This window comes from Streptomyces sp. NPDC050147, from assembly GCF_040660195.1.
Lineage (GTDB): Bacteria > Actinomycetota > Actinomycetes > Streptomycetales > Streptomycetaceae > Streptomyces.
Genome location: NZ_JBFALJ010000014.1, coordinates 125,853 through 142,306 on the forward strand (window position 1 = coordinate 125,853; position 16,454 = coordinate 142,306).

Annotated in this window: 13 protein-coding genes and 1 pseudogene; 8 read left to right on the forward strand and 6 right to left on the reverse strand. The window is 68.6% G+C overall.

The window, feature by feature from the left end:
• Position 1 precedes the first annotated feature (1 nt).
• Both AB0I94_RS22375 and AB0I94_RS22380 read right to left on the reverse strand, forming a co-directional pair.
• Complete coding sequence (locus AB0I94_RS22375) at positions 2-1,045, reverse strand: SMP-30/gluconolactonase/LRE family protein (protein ID WP_363311348.1); 1,044 nt, start codon at positions 1,043-1,045, stop codon at positions 2-4.
• Positions 1,046-1,216: 171 nt separating this feature from the next.
• The gene (locus tag AB0I94_RS22380; RefSeq protein WP_363311349.1) at positions 1,217-2,284 is read right to left on the reverse strand and encodes an SDR family NAD(P)-dependent oxidoreductase; all 1,068 of its coding nucleotides are present in this window, start codon (positions 2,282-2,284) and stop codon (positions 1,217-1,219) included.
• A 184-nt stretch (positions 2,285-2,468) separates the two neighbouring features.
• Here AB0I94_RS22380 and AB0I94_RS22385 point away from each other — a divergent pair, with 184 nt between their 5' ends.
• The 4 genes and pseudogenes from AB0I94_RS22385 to AB0I94_RS22400 all read left to right on the forward strand — a co-directional run bounded on the left by AB0I94_RS22385 (position 2,469) and on the right by AB0I94_RS22400 (position 7,866).
• Positions 2,469-4,286 (forward strand): NAD(P)/FAD-dependent oxidoreductase, encoded by a 1,818-nt coding sequence (locus AB0I94_RS22385; RefSeq protein ID WP_363311350.1) that lies wholly within the window; start codon positions 2,469-2,471, stop codon positions 4,284-4,286.
• 166 nt (positions 4,287-4,452) lie between these two features.
• A complete protein-coding gene (gene proP / locus AB0I94_RS22390; protein ID WP_363311351.1) occupies positions 4,453-5,994 on the forward strand; it encodes a glycine betaine/L-proline transporter ProP in 1,542 nt (513 codons plus the stop codon).
• Between the two features lie 23 nt (positions 5,995-6,017).
• A pseudogene (locus AB0I94_RS22395) lies at positions 6,018-6,710 on the forward strand (FAD-binding oxidoreductase); the annotation flags it as partial.
• Positions 6,711-6,807: 97 nt separating this feature from the next.
• On the forward strand, positions 6,808-7,866 hold the full coding sequence (locus AB0I94_RS22400; protein ID WP_363311352.1) for a vWA domain-containing protein: 1,059 nt from the start codon (positions 6,808-6,810) through the stop codon (positions 7,864-7,866).
• 112 nt (positions 7,867-7,978) lie between these two features.
• Here the strand turns inward: AB0I94_RS22400 and AB0I94_RS22405 are convergent, their stop codons facing one another.
• Together AB0I94_RS22405 and AB0I94_RS22410 are read right to left on the reverse strand one after the other, a co-directional pair.
• A complete protein-coding gene (locus AB0I94_RS22405) occupies positions 7,979-9,352 on the reverse strand; it encodes a PQQ-binding-like beta-propeller repeat protein (RefSeq protein WP_363311353.1) in 1,374 nt (457 codons plus the stop codon).
• Positions 9,349-9,900, reverse strand: coding sequence for a SigE family RNA polymerase sigma factor (locus AB0I94_RS22410; RefSeq protein ID WP_363311354.1), 552 nt, complete (start codon positions 9,898-9,900; stop codon positions 9,349-9,351). Before AB0I94_RS22410 ends, AB0I94_RS22405 begins: the two co-directional genes overlap by 4 nt.
• Before the next feature lie 126 nt (positions 9,901-10,026).
• Between AB0I94_RS22410 and AB0I94_RS22415 the strand changes: the two genes are divergently transcribed.
• A complete protein-coding gene (locus tag AB0I94_RS22415; protein WP_363311355.1) occupies positions 10,027-10,680 on the forward strand; it encodes a Type 1 glutamine amidotransferase-like domain-containing protein in 654 nt (217 codons plus the stop codon).
• 36 nt (positions 10,681-10,716) lie between these two features.
• Here AB0I94_RS22415 and AB0I94_RS22420 read toward each other — a convergent pair whose 3' ends face one another.
• Positions 10,717-11,169 (reverse strand): helix-turn-helix domain-containing protein, encoded by a 453-nt coding sequence (locus AB0I94_RS22420; protein WP_363311439.1) that lies wholly within the window; start codon positions 11,167-11,169, stop codon positions 10,717-10,719.
• Between the two features lie 112 nt (positions 11,170-11,281).
• Between AB0I94_RS22420 and AB0I94_RS22425 the strand changes: the two genes are divergently transcribed.
• Positions 11,282-12,538, forward strand: a complete 1,257-nt coding sequence (locus AB0I94_RS22425) for an MFS transporter (protein ID WP_363311356.1) — start codon at positions 11,282-11,284, stop codon at positions 12,536-12,538.
• On the opposite strand, the gene AB0I94_RS22430 is transcribed toward AB0I94_RS22425, so the two are convergent.
• Positions 12,531-13,817, reverse strand: a complete 1,287-nt coding sequence (locus AB0I94_RS22430) for a glycosyltransferase (RefSeq protein ID WP_363311357.1) — start codon at positions 13,815-13,817, stop codon at positions 12,531-12,533. The two genes, AB0I94_RS22425 and AB0I94_RS22430, sit on opposite strands and share 8 nt — an antisense overlap.
• 202 nt (positions 13,818-14,019) lie before the next feature.
• Between AB0I94_RS22430 and AB0I94_RS22435 the strand changes: the two genes are divergently transcribed.
• Positions 14,020-15,189, forward strand: a complete 1,170-nt coding sequence (locus AB0I94_RS22435) for an acyltransferase (protein ID WP_363311358.1) — start codon at positions 14,020-14,022, stop codon at positions 15,187-15,189.
• A gap of 262 nt (positions 15,190-15,451) precedes the next feature.
• On the forward strand, positions 15,452-16,438 hold the full coding sequence (locus AB0I94_RS22440; protein WP_363311359.1) for a hypothetical protein: 987 nt from the start codon (positions 15,452-15,454) through the stop codon (positions 16,436-16,438).
• Positions 16,439-16,454 lie beyond the last annotated feature (16 nt).

Below are 16,454 nucleotides of genomic sequence, written 5' to 3' on the forward strand. Positions count from 1 at the left end.
GTCAGCCGCCGTTGGACTGGCGGATGCCGTCGGCGAGTGCGGTGAACCGGTAGACGTATCCGCCGTCGGGGCCGCTCACGGTCATATAGGCCTTCTTGCCGCCCGGCGTGATGGCGACGTTGGTCGCCGACTCCAGGCCCTCGGCGGCCTTGGCGGGGACTTCGACCGTGGCCAGCCGTTCGCCGTGCGGACTGAAGACGGCCATGGCCGGCCGGCCGTGCAGCGCCTGATAGAGATTGCCGTCGGCGTCCACGGCTATGGAGTCGGTCTGGGCCACGCCGGCGTCGACGTGCACGGCTTCGTGCTGGGAGGTCACGGTGGTTTTGTCGGCGTCGAGCAGCAGGTAGGAGATCGTGTTCTCGGCGAGTTCGCTGATCCACAAGCCGTGCAGCTCGGGGTCGAACATCACCCCGTTGGGGTGGGCGAGCCCGTCGGCCAGGACAGTGGCGTTCTCGCCGTCGCGGTCGATGCGCACGATGCGCCCATCGGCCTTGCCCGGCTTCATGCCGTGCAGGTCGCTGACGTACAGGTTTCCCTCGTCGTCGAAGGCGATGTCGTCGAGGTTCATGGCCGAGCCGTCGACCTCACCGGAGAAGAACGTGCGCGGGTCGGAGCCGTCCGGCTCGGTGCTGACGACGGACCCGGTGTAGTCGGTGAGGTAGAGACGGCCGTCGTACGGGCTGATCTGCGCGGAGGTGTAGGCGCCGGTCTTGTCGGTGTAGAGGTCCTTGTGCTTTCCGGTGGTCAGGTCGACGGAGATGACCTTGGGCTCGCCGGCGGGGGCGGTGACGTCCACGACATACAGGTCGCCGTCCTCGTCCAGGACCGGCCCCTCCAGGAGTGTCCTGCCGGTGGCCTCGTGAGGGTCGGTCACGTGCGCGACCTGCGTGGCGCGGATCGTCCTGCCCTCGCCTGACGCCCCGGGGCGCGAGGCCGGGGCGTCGGAGGTCTGGGTGCCGCAACCGGCCAGGACCAGAAGGCTGCCTGCGGCCAGACCGGCCAGCGCGGCGCGGGGGCTGCGGTGGGGTGTGGGGTGGGTGGTCATGCGGTGGGGGTGCTCCTTCTCGTCGTCCGGGTGGACCGGACGTGGTGATGTGCAGGAGACGTGCCGACGTCCGTGGGGCTGGGGACCTGCCGTGGGGCAGAAGGCCTGCCGTGGCGCCGGTGCGTGGAGGCCGGGGCTTCCGCGTGGGCGGCGAGTGCTCCGGGGCGGAGCTCAGGCAGCCGACCAGCCGCCGTCGGAGGGCAGGATGGCGCCGTTGATGTTCACCGCGTCCCGGCTGAGCAGGAAGGTGATCGAGGCAGCCAGCTCATCGGCCGTGGCCAGGCGCGGGATCGCCACGCGCATCTTCGCCGTACGGGCCGAGCCGAACGGCGCGGCGGCAGGCATCGCGATGCCGGTGGCCACCGCGCCGGGGGCAACCGCGTTGATCTGCACGCCTGTTCCCGCGTACTGGTAGGCCGACGACAGCGTCAGGCCGACCAGCGCGTGCTTCGAGGTCGTGTACGCGGCGCCGGCGGCCGAGCCGCGCAGGGCCGCCTCGGAGACGACATTGACGATCCGGCCGCCGCCCGCGGCGAGCATGCCGGGCACGACGGCGCGCATCAGGCGCATCGGGCCGTCGACGTTGACGCGCAGGACGCGTTCCCAGATCGTGTCGTCGACTTCGTGCACGGCGGCGTCGTTGTCCATCACGCCCGCGACGTTCGCCAGGGCGTCCACGCGACCCGCCGCGGCGGCCAAGACCGTCGCGGCGGAGGCGGGTTCGGTGATGTCCGCGGTGACGGGCACGAGCGCCTCGCCGAGGTCGGCGGCCAGGGCCGCGAGGCCGTCGGCAACGATGTCGACGGCGACCACGCGGCCGCCCTCGCGCACGATGCGCGAGGCGACGGCCCGGCCGATGCCGGAGGCGGCTCCGGTGACGACGACCTGCCGGCCGCCGAAGCGTCCGGGCGTGACCTGCTCGGTCCACGGCTCGGGGGCGCCGATCTCGATGCCCGGGTCGGGCTCCGCGACCGCGACCGCGGGGGCGTCGGCCGCCGGCGCGGTCGGCAGGCCCTCGGGTATCCGGCCGGTCTCGGCGGCGGTGACCAGCGTGTCCGCGAGTTCCGGCGGGAACTTCCCCGCGGACACCCGCACGAGCTGCTCCAACGGCAGTCCGAGGGCGGGCGCGAGAGCCTCTTCGCTCTGCCCTTGCGAGGCCAGCAGACCACGGAGTACCTGTCCGGCGGTGGGTTCGGCCAGCCAGTCGCGGAGTGGGGAGGCGGGGGTGATCTTCGGCATCGCAGCACCTTTCATGTCGTGAGACTCGGGCGGGCCGTGGCGGGAACGACCCCCAACCGGACAGCACTGTCCGGTTCCTGGGTTACGGTACCTGTGACGGCTCGGGACGCCCCGGCGAGGGCACTGATCACGCCCGCACGGCGCCCGACGCACCTCCCCCTCCCCCACGAGAGGAACTCGCACCATGTCCCTGCCGAAGTGCGCCACGAGGCAGCCCACCCCGCAGGAGATCGTCGCCCTTCGTGAGCGCTACCGCGTCGAGCGGGAACGCCGCGTACGTCCCGAGGGGTCGGGCCAGTACCGGTCGACGGAGGCGGAGTTCGGCTACTTCGCCGCCGACCCGTACACCGGTGAGGTGACGGAGCGCGAGCCGCTGCGCGACGCGGTGGATGTCGCGATCGTCGGCGGCGGATTCGGCGGAATCCTGGCGGGCGCGCGTCTGCGTCGTCAGGGCGTGGCGAAGGTGCGTGTCATCGAGAAGGGCGGCGACTTCGGCGGCACGTGGTACTGGAACCGATACCCCGGCATCCACTGCGACATCGAGTCCCACGTGTACCTGCCGCTGCTCGACGAGACCGGCTACGTGCCCGAGTGGAAGTACGCACCGGGTGAGGAGATCCGGCGGCACGCGGTGCGTGTCGCCGAGCAGTTCGACCTGTACGAGCACGCCCTGTTCTCCACCACCGTCACCTCCCTGACCTGGGATCAGACGGCCGAGCAGTGGGTGGTCGCCACCGACCGGGGCGACGACTTCCGGGCCACCTACGTCATCACCGCCACCGGCACGCTCTCGGAACCCAAACTGCCCGGCATCCCCGGCATCGAGGACTACCGGGGCCACACCTTCCACACCTCGCGGTGGGATTACGGGTACACCGGCGGCACTCCCGAGGGCGGCATGCGGGGCCTGGCGGGCAAGCGGGTCGGCGTCGTCGGTACCGGCGCCACGGGCGTGCAGGTCATCCCGATGCTGGCCGAGGACGCCGGACACCTGTATGTCTTCCAGCGCACCCCCTCCGCCGTGGACGTGCGTGGCCAGCAGCGCATGACACCGCAACAGGTCGGCGCGCACCGGCCCGGCTGGGCCGCCGAGCGCCGCGAGAACTTCCTGCGGATCTGCTCCGGAGAAGATGCCGCGCAGGACCTGGTCGCCGACCGCTGGACCCAGTCGGCCGGTCTGCTGGAAAAGCTCCTACCCAGCTTCCGCCGCCATGGTGAGCCGGACTTCGAGACCGCCTACGAGGTGGCCGACCACGCCACGATGAACCAGATCCGGGCACGCGTGGCCGCCGAAGTCACCGACGCCGCCACCGCCGCGGCCCTCACGCCCTGGTACCGGTACGCGTGCAAGCGCCCCACGTTCTCCGACAAGTACCTGCCCGTGTTCAACCGCGCCGACGTCACCATGGTGGACACGGCCGACACGCACGGAATCGAGCGCATGAGCGAGCGCGGGGTCGTCGTGGGAGGAGTGGAGTACGAGGTCGACTGCCTGGTGTTCGCCACCGGATTCTCCGTGGGCCTTTCCGGCATCACCTCGGGGAAGCTGCCGGTGACCGGCCGCGACGGGGTCCAGCTTCTGGACGCGCTGAAGCGACGGGGCCCGCGCACTTTGCACGGTTTCACCAGCAACGGGTTCCCGAACTTGATCCAGATGGGTTCATTGCAGAACGCGAGCAGCGTGAACTACTCGCACATCCTGGACGAGCAGGCCGTGCACGCCGCCGCTCTGGTCGCCGCCGCGGAGGAGAAAGGCGCCGTCGTGGAGCCCGCCCCCGAGGTCGAGGACGCCTGGGTCGAGGTCTGTGCGCAGGGCGCCCCCGACCACGCGTGGTTCCACGCCGAATGCACCCCGGGCTACTACAACGGCGAGGGCCGTGGCCGCCCGAACGGCCCCACGGCCTACCCGCACGGCGCCGTCGCCTTCCATGAACTGCTGAGCCGCTGGCGCGAGGAGAACATCGGCGAGGCACTCCGGGCCAGGGCGGCCACCTCCGTCTGACAATTTGCCGGTCCTTCTTGATCAGCCTAACTTTGCGGCGACACAGCTTTTTCTCAGGCAAGAGGAGAAAAGCTTCATGGTGAAGGGCCTTCCGCACCGAACGCCCCGGCGGCCCCGGGGACCGGAGACGGAACCGTCGCGCGCGTCACGGTCGGCGACCGACCGCATGGCGCGCACGCTGCTGCGCCGGCGGAAGAAGTCACTCAGCGCCGAGGACGTGATGGTCTCGGACCGTCCGAAGGTGCGGCGCGCGGTGACGGCCGCCGCTCTCGGCAACACCATGGAATGGTTCGACTTCGGCGTCTACGCCTATTTGGCGGGCACGCTCGGGAAAGTCTTCTTTCCCTCCAGCTCGCCCGGGGCCCAGGTCGTCGCCACATTCGCCACGTTCGCCGCGGCTTTCCTCGTCCGCCCCTTGGGCGGCCTCGTCTTCGGACCGCTGGGCGACCGCATCGGCCGGCAGAAGGTGCTCGCGGCCACCATGATCATGATGGCCGCGAGCACGTTCGCCGTCGGCCTGCTGCCCTCGTACGCCTCCATCGGATTCGCCGCCCCGCTGCTGCTGCTCGTATGCCGACTGGTGCAGGGTTTCTCCACGGGCGGTGAGTACGCCGGTGCCACCACCTACATCGCCGAGTACGCCCCCGATCAGCGCCGCGGTTTCCTCGGGAGCTGGCTCGACTTCGGCACCTTCGTGGGCTACTCCCTTGGCTCGGGTCTGGTCACGGTCCTTACGCTGACCCTCGGGGCGGACGGCCTGGAGAGCTGGGGCTGGCGCATTCCCTTCTTCATCGCGGGACCGCTCGGGCTCATCGGCCTCTACATGCGGCTGAAGCTGGAGGAGACGCCCGCCTTCCAGCAGGAGGCGGCCACCGCCGCGGCCCAGCGCGAGGAGGGCCCGCGCGGCGAGGAGGACCCCGTCGAGCAGGCCCGCCAGTCCGGCAAGGGACGCCTCAAGGAGATCTTCACCCGCCACTGGCAGGCGGTCCTGATCTGCATGGGCCTTGTGCTGCTCTACAACGTCACGAACTACATGGTGACGTCGTACCTCCCCACGTTCATGACAGTGACGTTGGGCGAGAGCGACACGACGGCTCAGGTGCTGGTGCTCGGGACCATGCTGCTGGTGGCTCTCGCCATCACCACGGTGGGACGCAGCTCCGACCGGTGGGGCAGGCGCCCGATGTTCATGGGCGGCAGCATCGCCCTGATCGCGCTCGCCATTCCGGCCTTCCTGTTGATCCGGGAGGGCGGCATCCTCCTGCCCGCGTTCGGCTGTGCCATCCTCGGCCTGCTTCTGGTCTGCTTCGCGGGCACGGCCGCCGCGACCCTGCCTGCCCTGTTTCCCACGCGCCTGCGGTACGGCGCCCTGTCGATCGCCTACAACATCTCCGTCTCCCTCTTCGGCGGTACCACTCCTCTGCTCGCCTCCTTCCTGGTCGAGAAGACGGGCAACCCGCTGGTACCTGCCTATTACTTGATGGTGGCCGGAGCGATCGGCCTGGTATCGACGTTCTTCCTGCACGAGACGGCGGGCCGGCCGCTGCGTGGCTCCGGCCCCATGGTCGAGACCCACGGCGAGGCCCGCGAAATGGTGGCGCGCAGCCGCACGGAGGCCGGGCGTCACGCGCGCGACGTGTGGCTGCGGCTGTGGCGCCCCCGCGGGGGCCGGAACGCATCCACGAAGGACCGTAAGCGCGGGGACTGACAGGTGAGCTGATAATTTGCCTTTCAGATGGCGTCGTGTCGTTCCTGCTGCGCCCGGCCGACGGCGGCCCGGCGCCCGCTTTCCGGGCCGGACAGTACATCTCGGTCCAGGTGCAACTGGCCGACGGCGCACGGCAGATACGCCAGTACAGCCTCATCGGCGCACCGTCCGCCACGACCCGCGCGATCGCGGTCAAGCAGGTCACCGGCGAGGACGAGAACCCCGACGGAGAGGTCTCGCGCCACCTGCACGCGCACCTCCGGCAGGGCGACCCGCTGCACATCTCCCCGCCGTATGGCGACCTCGTCCTGGAACCGGGCGACGCGCCCCTGCTGCTCGCCTCCGCGGGCATCGGCTGCACGCCCATGCTGGCCATGCTGGAAGAGCTCGCGGCCGCCGGGCACCCGGGCCCCGTGACGATCGTGCACGCCGACCGCTCCCCCGAGAGCCACGCACTGCGCGCCGGCCACGAGGCACTGACGGCCGAACTCCCCGCCGCCACAGGCCACTTCTGGTACGAGGAGTCCGGCTCCGGACACCACACCGGCCGCGTCGACCTCACCGACGTACACCTGGCGTCCGGCACTCGCGCCTACCTCTGTGGGCCGCTGCCCTTCATGCGCGCGCTGCGGGGACAACTCCTCGACAAGGGCGTGGCTGCCGCCGACATCCACTACGAGGTGTTCGGCCCCGACCTGTGGCTCGCGCGGCCGTAGCGACGGCGGCTGGTGACGGCGCATCAAGGGGCGTTGTCAGTGCCTCCCCATAGAGTGGAAATCACTCGGGAAGCAGCCTCGGAGAAGGAGCAGAAACATGTCCGCCAACAGGATTCAGCACAAGGTGAATCACGTCGCGCTGGTAGTGGACTGTTCGGGTTCCATGCGTCTGCACCAGAACCAACTCATTCGTGTGGTGGACGAGTTCGTGGCGGGGCTGAAGGCCGAATCCGACAGCCTCGGCCACGAGACTCGGATCAGCCTCTACTCCTTCGACCACAGGGTGGAGAATCTCGTCTGGGACATGGACGTGAAGCATCTTCCGTCCATGCGGGGTCTCTACCACGTCAACAATGGGGCTACGGCGCTCATTGAGGCTTCATTGAAGTCTCTGGACGACCTGGGACACATCTGGGAGGAATACGGCGAGCACAGCTTCCTCCAGATCGTGGTGACGGACGGCGAGGAGAATGCCTCCGGTGGCGACAGGCGGCACGACGGCGACATGAAGATCCTCGGCCCCTGGCTCGACAAGATCGCGGCGAAGATGGGCGGACTGCCGGGCCACTGGACTTCCGCCATCCTCGTGCCGAACTCCCTGGCCAAGCGCACAGCCCAGAACTACGGCTTCCCGGCCGGGAACATAGCCATCTGGGACGCGGACTCCCAGGAGGGCGTCGAGGAGGCCATCGGCACCGTGCGCGCCGCCGCCACCAGCTTCCTCCGGGCCCGCGAGAAGGGCGTGCGCGGCACGAAGAACCTGTTCGCCGTCGGTCAGGACATATCGATCGACGAGGTGCGGGCGAATCTCGAACCGATTCCGGCCGACAAGTACAGGCTCCTGAAGGTCGACAAGGAAGTCGAGATCCGCCCCTTCGTCGACTCACATCCGGGCGTGGCATACGAACGGGGTTCTTGTTACTACCAGTTGGGCGCCCGTGCTCAGGTCCAGCCCGACAAGGAAGTCATAGTCGTTGAGAAGGACACCGATCGCGCCTATACGGGGGACGCGGCGCGCAGTCTTCTCTTCGGGTCCGGCATTCAGGGAACGGTCTCGGTGAAAGCGGGCAACAATCCCAAGCTGGAGGTCTACGTACAGAGTCGTTCGGTGAACAGGAAGCTCAAGCCGAAGACGCGTCTGCTCATCATGCTCTGAAACAGAAAAAGGCCCGGCACAAAACACGCTGCGACATGAATGTGCCCCCGCGCGTCAGAGGGAGCGCCGGGCCGGGGCGGAGAGTTCCGCCCCGGCCCGGCGCCCTGCGGGGTCAGCCGTCGGTGCCCGGCAGCAGAGAGACGATCTCGCTGCCGCTCCGCGCGACCAACGCGTCCTTGTAGAGGAGCAGTTGAGTCGAGTCCGCGAAGCCGATCTGCGGCCCCGGCATGTCGTGGTTCGCCTGTCCACGCCAGACCTGATCGCCCGTGCTCAGATCGAGGCCGGACAGATCTCCCGCCTCGTTGAGGAAGTACACGACCCCCTGCGCCAACGACACCACGGGAGACGCGACGCCCATGGCGCCCTCGTCGGGCATCTTGATGCCCACCGGACGCGTCCACAGAGTCTTGCCCGTGGTCAGCGAATAGGCCGAGGCCTCGCCCTGCCCCGTCACGGTGATCAGGCGGTCACCGAGGATGTCCGAGATGGCCAACTGCCCCTCCACCCGATAGGAGTGCGAGGTCTGCTTGCCGGAGGCGGTGATGGTGGTCAGCCGCATGTCCCTGGGCTTGGACGAGCTCGGGTCGGCCGCGGGCTCCTTCTGCTCGGCCAGGACCAGCCGGTTCCCCGAGGTTCCGACGAGCTGCTGCATCCCGGAGAGCGTGGCGACCTTCCTGGCGTCTCCGGTGCGGGGGTCCAGACGCAAGATGTCGGTGCCGTCCGGCTTCTCGACGTCCGGCGCGCAGGCCAGATAGGGCACGCCGCTCAGCACCGCACGTTGGCAGGCGACGCCCTTGTCCCAGGTGTGGCGCCACTTCTCCTTGCCGGTCCGCGGGTCGAGGGCCGACATCGTACGAAGCGTCGGTGTGTTCGCAAGGACCGCGCCGTCGATGAGCATGGCCGCCTGGTCGGTGCGGTCGTCCTGGGGCATCTCGACCGTCCAGAGCACGTCGCCGTTGTCGGCGTCCACCGCCATCAGATCGGTGCCGCCTCTGTAGTCGCCGTTCGCGTCGTTCTTCGTGGTGTGGTTGCGGTAGGCGTAGACCACGCCGTCGCGCGCGGCGAACGGATGGTCGATCCCGTCGCCTTCCCGCTTGACCTTGACCGCCCACAACCGCTCGCCGGTGTTCGCGTCGAACTTGGCGGCGTCGAACCTGGATCCGCTGCAGTACAACGCGGAGCCGTCCACCAGGCAGCCCCGCTCGCCGGCGCCCGAAGCGTTCGTCTGCCACGGCTTCCAGCCCTCCGGTGACGTCGCGGGCCGTGCGGACCGTCCATCGTCGGTCGCACCTGCGCCCTCGAAGCCGAACAGCGCTCCTACGGTGATCGCGGCAACAGCCACCGCCGCCCCCGCGACCTGCGAGAAGCGGCGCCGGCTGCGCCGCCGCACCACCTTCTCGACGAGGTCCCCGGGCGCCCGCACCTGATCCAGGGCGACCGCGTGCAGCGTTTCCCGGACCTTCTCCTCCACCCGCTCCGTCGTCATCCCTGCATCTCCTTCGGCGTGTAGCTGAGCGACTGCGCCTGTCCCGCGGGCCTTTCGGGTCCGAGCTCCGGGACGAGCGCACGGAGCTTGGCGAGCGATCGGTGCGCCGTACTGCGTACCGTGCCGACCGGGCACCCCAGCAGCGCCGCGACCTCGCCCTCCGGCAGATCCTCGAAGTAGCGCAGAACGACCACCGCCCGCTGCCGCTTGGTCAACCGACGTAGCGCCGCCCACAGAGCGATCCGCAACTCGGAGTCCGACTCGGCGTGGGCCTCGCCACCGGACTCGGGCAGTACGGGCACCGTCGTCTCGGCGCGATGTCTGCGCAGTCGCCATCGGTTGACCTGCTGGCGGTACAGCACTTGGCGTACGTACGCCTCTGGCTGCTCGATGTCCGCCCAGCGTCCGTAGGCCTTCATCAGCGCGACCTGCAGCAGATCCTCCGCCGCGTGCCGGTCCCCACCGGTGAGCAGCACCGCGAGCCGCAGCAGCGCGGTGGAGCGCATCGAGACGAACTCGCGGAACTCGTCGTGTTTTGAGGCCTCCATCGACCCTCCCCTTCTTGGCAACCATCACGACGCGATGGGCAGCCCCCGGCTATCCCTCGGCGGACAAGATCATGTGTGCACAGAAAAATCGGCGCAGCACCGATGAGCTCCGCATAGGGTCCCGGCATGCGCATGTATCTTTCCTCGTTCCGTCTGGGCGACCACCCTGAGCAGCTCATGGGACTCCTGGGTGAAGCCGGGGTTCGACCTGAGATCGCCGTGATCGCGAACGCCGTGGACGGGTTGCCCGAGGACGCGCGCAAGGCCGGCGTGGAGCGAGAGGTCGCCGCGCTGACCTCGTTGGGACTGCGGCCGAGCGAACTGGACCTGCGGGACCTCTTCGACCGTCCCGCAGACGAAGCCGAGGCCGCGCTGAGCCGTTTCCCGGCGCTTTGGGTACGCGGCGGCAACACGTTCATGCTGCGCTATGCGCTGGCCCGGAGCGGCGCGGACGCCGCGGTGACCGCGCTCCTGAAGCGCGACGCCTTGGTCTACGCCGGATACAGCGCCGGCGCGTGCGTCCTCGCCCCCAGCCTGCGCGGACTTGAGCCCTGCGACGACCCGGACGTGGTGCCCGAGAAGTATGGCGAGCCGGCGGTCTGGGAGGGGCTTGGGGTGCTGGACCACGCGGTCGTGCCCCACGTCGACTCGCCGGGCCACCCCGAGACGGACCTGTGCGGCATCGTGGCGGCCAACTACCGCGCGGACGGGACCGCCCATCGAACGCTGCGAGACGGACAGGCCCTGATCATCGACGGCGTAGACGTGCGCGTGTCCTGACGCGTGTCCCGACGCATGTCCCGAGGCAGCCGTCGCTCACTGGGCGGAGACCTTCTGGACGGTTGTGTCGTCGGGGTTCAGCCGTCGCCCGTCCGCGGACAGCACCTGCAGCGGACGGAGGCCATGCCCCTCCCGGCGGTCGACCAACTGTGAGTGGGGTTCGCCGGGGGCGAAGAAATTCTGCTCGCCCCACTGCCGCAGCGCGACGATGACGGGGAAGAGCGCCTCACCCTTGGGCGTCAGTACGTATTCGCGGTAGGCACTGCCGTCCGACACGGGGACGGATTCGAGGACGCCTCCGGCGACCAGGCTCCGCAGGCGCGCGCTGAGGATGTTCTTCGCCACCCCGAGGCTGCGCTGGAACTCCCCGAAGCGCCGGCTTCCGTCGAAGGCGTCCCTGACGATCAGCAGGGACCACCAGTCGCCGATGGCGTCCACCGACCGGGCGACGGGGCATTCGCTGTCGTCGAAGCGCGTCCTGGTGACCATGGCGTCCTCGTCCCTCACTAATTCTCACGATGGTTGCAACATGCTACCAAAAAGCGTTACCTTCGCCGTCATCATTGGTAGCAAGTTGAAACCAGAATGCGGAGGGGCGCCGATGCCCGGCAGCAAGGGGACCTCGACACCACGGGCCGGATCGCGCGATGGGGAGGGTTCCGCGCACTTCCTGACCCGTGGCGTCGTCATGCTGTTCGCCATCGCCTGCGGGACCTCGGTGGCCAATGTCTACTTCGCACAGCCGCTCCTGGTGACCATGGGCCGCGATCTCGCCATGAGCCCGGCCCTCGTCGGCAGCATCGTCACCCTCACGCATGTCGGATACGGGCTCGGTCTCTTCTTCCTCGTACCGCTCGGCGACACGGCCGACCGCAGGCGGCTCGTCGTGGCCCAGTTGCTGCTCCTGGTGGTGGCGCTGGTCGTGGTGGCCACCTCCGGCACGGCGGCGGCACTGCTCGCGGGCATGGCCGCGACGGGCCTTCTCGCGGTCGTCACGCAGACGTTGGTCGCCTTCGCGGCTTCACTGGCCCCGCCCGCGGAGCGCGGACGGATCGTCGGCCTGGTCACCAGCGGCGTGGTCATCGGAATTCTGCTCGCCCGCACCTCATCCGGACTCATGGCCGATCTCGCGGGATGGCGTTCCGTCTACTTCGCCTCGGCGTCGCTCACCGCCCTGGTCGCGCTGATCCTGTACCGAGTACTGCCCCACCACCGCGGTGACGCTCCCCCGGCAACCCTGCGCTACGGACAGCTTCTGCGCTCCACGCTCACCCTGTTCGCGCGGGAGCGACTGCTGCGGCTCCGGGCCCTGTTCGGCCTGCTGGTCTTCGCCGCCTTCAGCACGCTGTGGAGCAGCGTCGCGCTGCCGCTCAGCGAGGCCCCGTACTTCCTGTCCCACGGCGCGATCGGGGCGCTCGGGCTCATCGGCGTCGTCGGCGCCCTGGCCGCGACCGTGGCGGGGCGGCTCAACGACCGTGGACGCGCCCGGCGTACCACCGGCATCGCCCTGGCGCTGCTCACCGTCTCGTGGCTGCCCTTGGCCTTCACCCGCAGCTCGCTGTGGGCCCTGGTCGTCGGGGTGATCCTTCTCGACCTCGCCGTGCAGGCGGTCCATGTCACCAACCAGACCCTGATCTACGCGCTGCACCCGGGAGCGGGCAGCCGGCTGATCGGCGGATACATGGTCTTCTACTCGATCGGCAGCGCCACCGGCGCCATCGCCGCGACCTCCCTCTACACGGCGGCCGGCTGGGGCGCCGTGTGCGCGCTGGGTGCCGCGTTCAGCTGCGTGGGGCTCGCGCTGTGGGCGTTGACCCGAAACGCGCCCGACAACGTCCGAACGGAGCGGCTCAGTTGAGCCTCTGCTTCACCGCTTCCTTGAAGCCGTAAGCGGCGCCGATCACTGAGCCTCGGGTCTGGTGCACGACGGCTCGGAAAGCCGCTCGCGTGCCGCTGCGCCTCGTCAGCTGTGCGCAGGTATCGGCGAAGCGGTCCGCGATGAGCGCCGGCTCGTATCGGGCCGCGGAGACTTGCGCCGCCTCGGCCATGCGCAGACGGAGCTCGTCGCTGTTGATGAGTTCCAGAAGGTGGTGGGCAAGTGCCTTCTCGTCCCCCACGGGCACGAGACGCCCGTCAACTCCGTCGGAGATGATCTCTCTGGGCCCCAGCGGACAATCGGTGGCGACCACGGGCACACCGCACCGCATCGCTTCGACGATTGTCATGCCGAAAGACTCGTGGTCCGAAGCGCTTGCGGCGAGACCCGCCTTGAGCCACTCGGGCTCCAGGGGCGAAACCGCACCCATAAGGGATGCGTGCTTCTCCATGCCCAATTCCTCGATGAGTCCCTGGAGTTGCACTCCGCAACCTCCCCCGATGCCCGGACCGAAGATGCGCAGAACCCAGTCAGGGCGCTCGGCACGCACTCTGTCGAACGCCCGGATCAGCAGGTCGTACCGTTTGGGCGGAACGAGTCTGCCGGCGGCGACGACTGCTTGTTCCCTGCCGCCCGGAATGGAGCCCAACGGCGCCGGGACGGGATTGGGAAATGCCTCGACGCGAACGCCCGGCAGTGTCATCTTCTTCCGGTAGGTGTCCGCGTCCGCCAGGGTCGTGGTCGTCAGCATGTCCAGCCGTGGATACAGCCGCCGCAGAGTCATGCGCAACGGCCGTGTGTGGTTGCGGAATGTCAGGTGTTCCTGACCTACGCGCAGCGGCCCCCGTCTGGCCTGCAGACAGATGTGCGCGTTCAGGCCCGGACGCGTGCCCACGACGACGTCGCTCGTCAGCGCCCCCAAGTGACGGGCGATCCGTTGATCCGTCAGAGCGCTGTAGTACGGGTACTGCGTCTCGCTCCTGGGAAAGACGGCAGCGGGTCTCCGCGCCTCGGGCAGGTCACCCTCGTACCCCGGGGTCCCCTTCCTCAGGTCCACCAAGTGCCGGAGCACGATGCGAGGGTGAACGGGAAACACGGGTGAGTCCCGGTGCCTGTAGACCGACACGATCTCCACTTCATGCTGCTCTACGAGCGCGTTGGCGAGATTGATGGTGGTCCGGATCGTGCCGCCGAAACCGAAGGAATTGTGGATGAGGAATGAGATGTGCAAGGTGCCGTAGCTCCCGTACCCGCACTCCATAAGGAGTCACCAAGGCCCCTGCGCAGAACATTGCGAATGGGGGCCACTCGTCATGCCAACGACAGCGCCGACTGAAGGTTGCGAGACGCAGAAGGTGCGCAGAGCGCCCGCACCTCCTCGGATGAGTGAAATTGTCCGGCAATATGGAGGGACGCGTGCGCATGTACCGCATCGGCCGCTCGGGGACTGATGTCGTCCCCTCATGCGCAGCAGCAACCGGCAGTACCTCGTGTCCGTCGATCACTTGCGTGCCTACGCTGCCGTGCTGGTGCTGCTCTGCCACGGCACGCACATGATCTCTCCGCTTCTCAGGCAGACCCCGAACAGGGACCAGCACGGCTGGCTGTACTCGGAGAACCCGCTGGCCACTCTGGTGCTGGAAGGCCATTCCGGGGTGGCCCTTTTCATGGTGCTTTCCGGCTTCATCTTCACCATCGGCACACTCGGCAAGGACGTCCACTACGGCCGGTTCCTGGGTAATCGGGTGCTGCGGATCTTCCCGCTCTACATCGCGCTGATCATCCTGGGCATCGGCGCGCACAAGCAGGGTGCGAACCTGCTCGCGGTGGTCCAGTCCCTGGCCGGTCTGGGAAATCTGCCCGGCTCCCTCAGCCTGGGGGCCGTTTCGAGCATGTGGTGGGCCATCGCGGTCGAGTTGCAGTTCTATCTGCTGTTCCCGCTGTTCAGCAGGCTCCTCACCAAGCGCGGGCCTGTGGCCCTGTTCAAACTCCTGGCCGCCGTCTTTGTGCTCCGCGGCCTGGTGTGGGCATCGGCCACCGGCGGCATCAGCGTGAACTCGATGCTCTACTACAGCCTCGCCGGACGGATCGACCAGTTCCTGCTGGGCATGGTGGCCGCCTGGTTCTTCGTGCGCCACCGGGAACGGTTCCAGGGGTTGCTGAAGGTCGGAATCGCGACAGGACTGGTCACGGGCGCGATCTGGGCCTTCAACCAGACCCACGCCTTCCACGAACGGCATGCCGCACGTCTGCTCTGGGTCGACGTCGAGGGAGTTCTGTGGGCTCTGGTGGTGCTGACCTACGTGGCCACGGTCTCCTCGACGGGGGTCGTGTCGAGAGGTATCGCCAAGGTCGGCGAGATGAGTTTCTCCGTCTACCTGCTCCACTACATGGTCGTCACCGCGATCATCTCCCACCGCTGGTGGTTGGAGCTGACGGGGCGCCCGGTGGTGGACGCGTTCATCACCGCGACAGCGGCCGTCCTGCCCGTCACACTGGCTGCGGCTGTGGTCACGTACAACGGCATCGAGCGGCCCTTCCTCCGCTGGCGTCGCGCCTACCTCCGCACGGACTCGCCCGATCCCACCGCAATTACCGCCACTCCCAAAGCCGCCGTCGTATCGCCCAGGTAGCCGCCCCCCGCCGCATTGCCACGCCATCAAAAGGTGGAGAACACCTGCCGGGTACACCGGCCGGAACAGGCCCCGTACCCGACGACCGCACACCCTCGCCATTGACTGGCCTCAAGGGCCGCAGTACAAGTCCGCTACGACATCCAAGCCCCGGCGCCCTTTTCCCGTGGCGGTCGCCGTCAATTGACCGGCTCCCGGCACAACTCTGAGAAGGGCTGCTGGGCATTTCGTGCGGTCGAGCACGGAACGAAGGGGGGACATCATGGGTCTGCGCATCACTGTGGACATTTTCTCCGGGCGTGCCAATCCCACGTGGGAAATCCAGGAACAGGAACAAGTGCATGAGCTGATCCAGCTCCTGGCACACCATCAAGAAGCGGTGGCCGACGTCTCCGACGGCTTCTCCGGCCTCGGATTCCGTGGAATCCGAGTGGAGATCACCGACGACCTGGACACCGGGGGCCTGCCCGCGGTGTTCAAGATCGCAGGGGGCGGGGACCGTGACCCGTACACCGGCGCCGACGTCGCCGAGCGCCTGCTGGAGACCATGCCGATCGACGAGAGCGGCCCGCGGCGTCCGGCCGAGGGCGAAAGTGACGCGGAGGCACTCGAAGAGAGCTACCCCGAGGCCTTCCGCGAGGCGGTCCGCCAGGAGATCCGGCGCACGGCGCGTGAGGGGGCGGGCGGGGCGACCACCATCGAACCCACCGAGTCGGGCGGCCTCTCCGAGGCGGACGCCGCCGAGGTCGAGAAGCAGTTACAGACCCTCGTACACCGGGCTGCGCTGGCCTGCGCGTACGACGTGACGCCCTTCAACCCGGCCTTCTGGAACCGACCCGACACCCAGCCCTACAACAACTGCTACAACTTCGCGGTCAATCGACGCACCAACACCTTCGCCCAGCCCGGCCGCGCACACGGCTACACCATTCCCCGCACGGTGCGCTGTGGCGAGGTCTCCACCGGGGCACAGCGCGACGGTCTGCGGATCTGGGGCAACTGCCAGCCTCCGGGATCGCTGCGCTATGTGGTGGCGCTCGTCACCGGCACCTTCCCCGGCAACATCCGGGACTACCACTGGTACCGCCTGCACCCGGGCGGCCTCTGGGCCCATAAACCGGGCGGCACCGCGGCCCGCAACACCGACAACTCCGGCCGCCTCATCACCAACCCGTACACGTGCGACCGGCGCCCCTACAACGAATGGTGCGGTCTCTTCCAGTCGCACAGCGGGCTCGTCATTCGCTGACCCTACGCAGCTGACC

Coding starts and splice junctions, on each gene's coding strand:
- AB0I94_RS22430 (WP_363311357.1), bottom strand. CDS start 13,817: ATGGAGTGCGGGTACGGGAGCTACGGCACCTTGCACATCTCATTCCTC.
- AB0I94_RS22440 (WP_363311359.1), top strand. CDS start 15,452: ATGGGTCTGCGCATCACTGTGGACATTTTCTCCGGGCGTGCCAATCCC.
- AB0I94_RS22425 (WP_363311356.1), top strand. CDS start 11,282: ATGCCCGGCAGCAAGGGGACCTCGACACCACGGGCCGGATCGCGCGAT.
- proP (WP_363311351.1), top strand. CDS start 4,453: ATGGCGCGCACGCTGCTGCGCCGGCGGAAGAAGTCACTCAGCGCCGAG.
- AB0I94_RS22380 (WP_363311349.1), bottom strand. CDS start 2,284: ATGCCGAAGATCACCCCCGCCTCCCCACTCCGCGACTGGCTGGCCGAA.
- AB0I94_RS22385 (WP_363311350.1), top strand. CDS start 2,469: ATGTCCCTGCCGAAGTGCGCCACGAGGCAGCCCACCCCGCAGGAGATC.
- AB0I94_RS22435 (WP_363311358.1), top strand. CDS start 14,020: ATGCGCAGCAGCAACCGGCAGTACCTCGTGTCCGTCGATCACTTGCGT.
- AB0I94_RS22415 (WP_363311355.1), top strand. CDS start 10,027: ATGCGCATGTATCTTTCCTCGTTCCGTCTGGGCGACCACCCTGAGCAG.
- AB0I94_RS22375 (WP_363311348.1), bottom strand. CDS start 1,045: ATGACCACCCACCCCACACCCCACCGCAGCCCCCGCGCCGCGCTGGCC.
- AB0I94_RS22400 (WP_363311352.1), top strand. CDS start 6,808: ATGTCCGCCAACAGGATTCAGCACAAGGTGAATCACGTCGCGCTGGTA.
- AB0I94_RS22405 (WP_363311353.1), bottom strand. CDS start 9,352: ATGACGACGGAGCGGGTGGAGGAGAAGGTCCGGGAAACGCTGCACGCG.
- AB0I94_RS22420 (WP_363311439.1), bottom strand. CDS start 11,169: ATGGTCACCAGGACGCGCTTCGACGACAGCGAATGCCCCGTCGCCCGG.
- AB0I94_RS22410 (WP_363311354.1), bottom strand. CDS start 9,900: ATGGAGGCCTCAAAACACGACGAGTTCCGCGAGTTCGTCTCGATGCGC.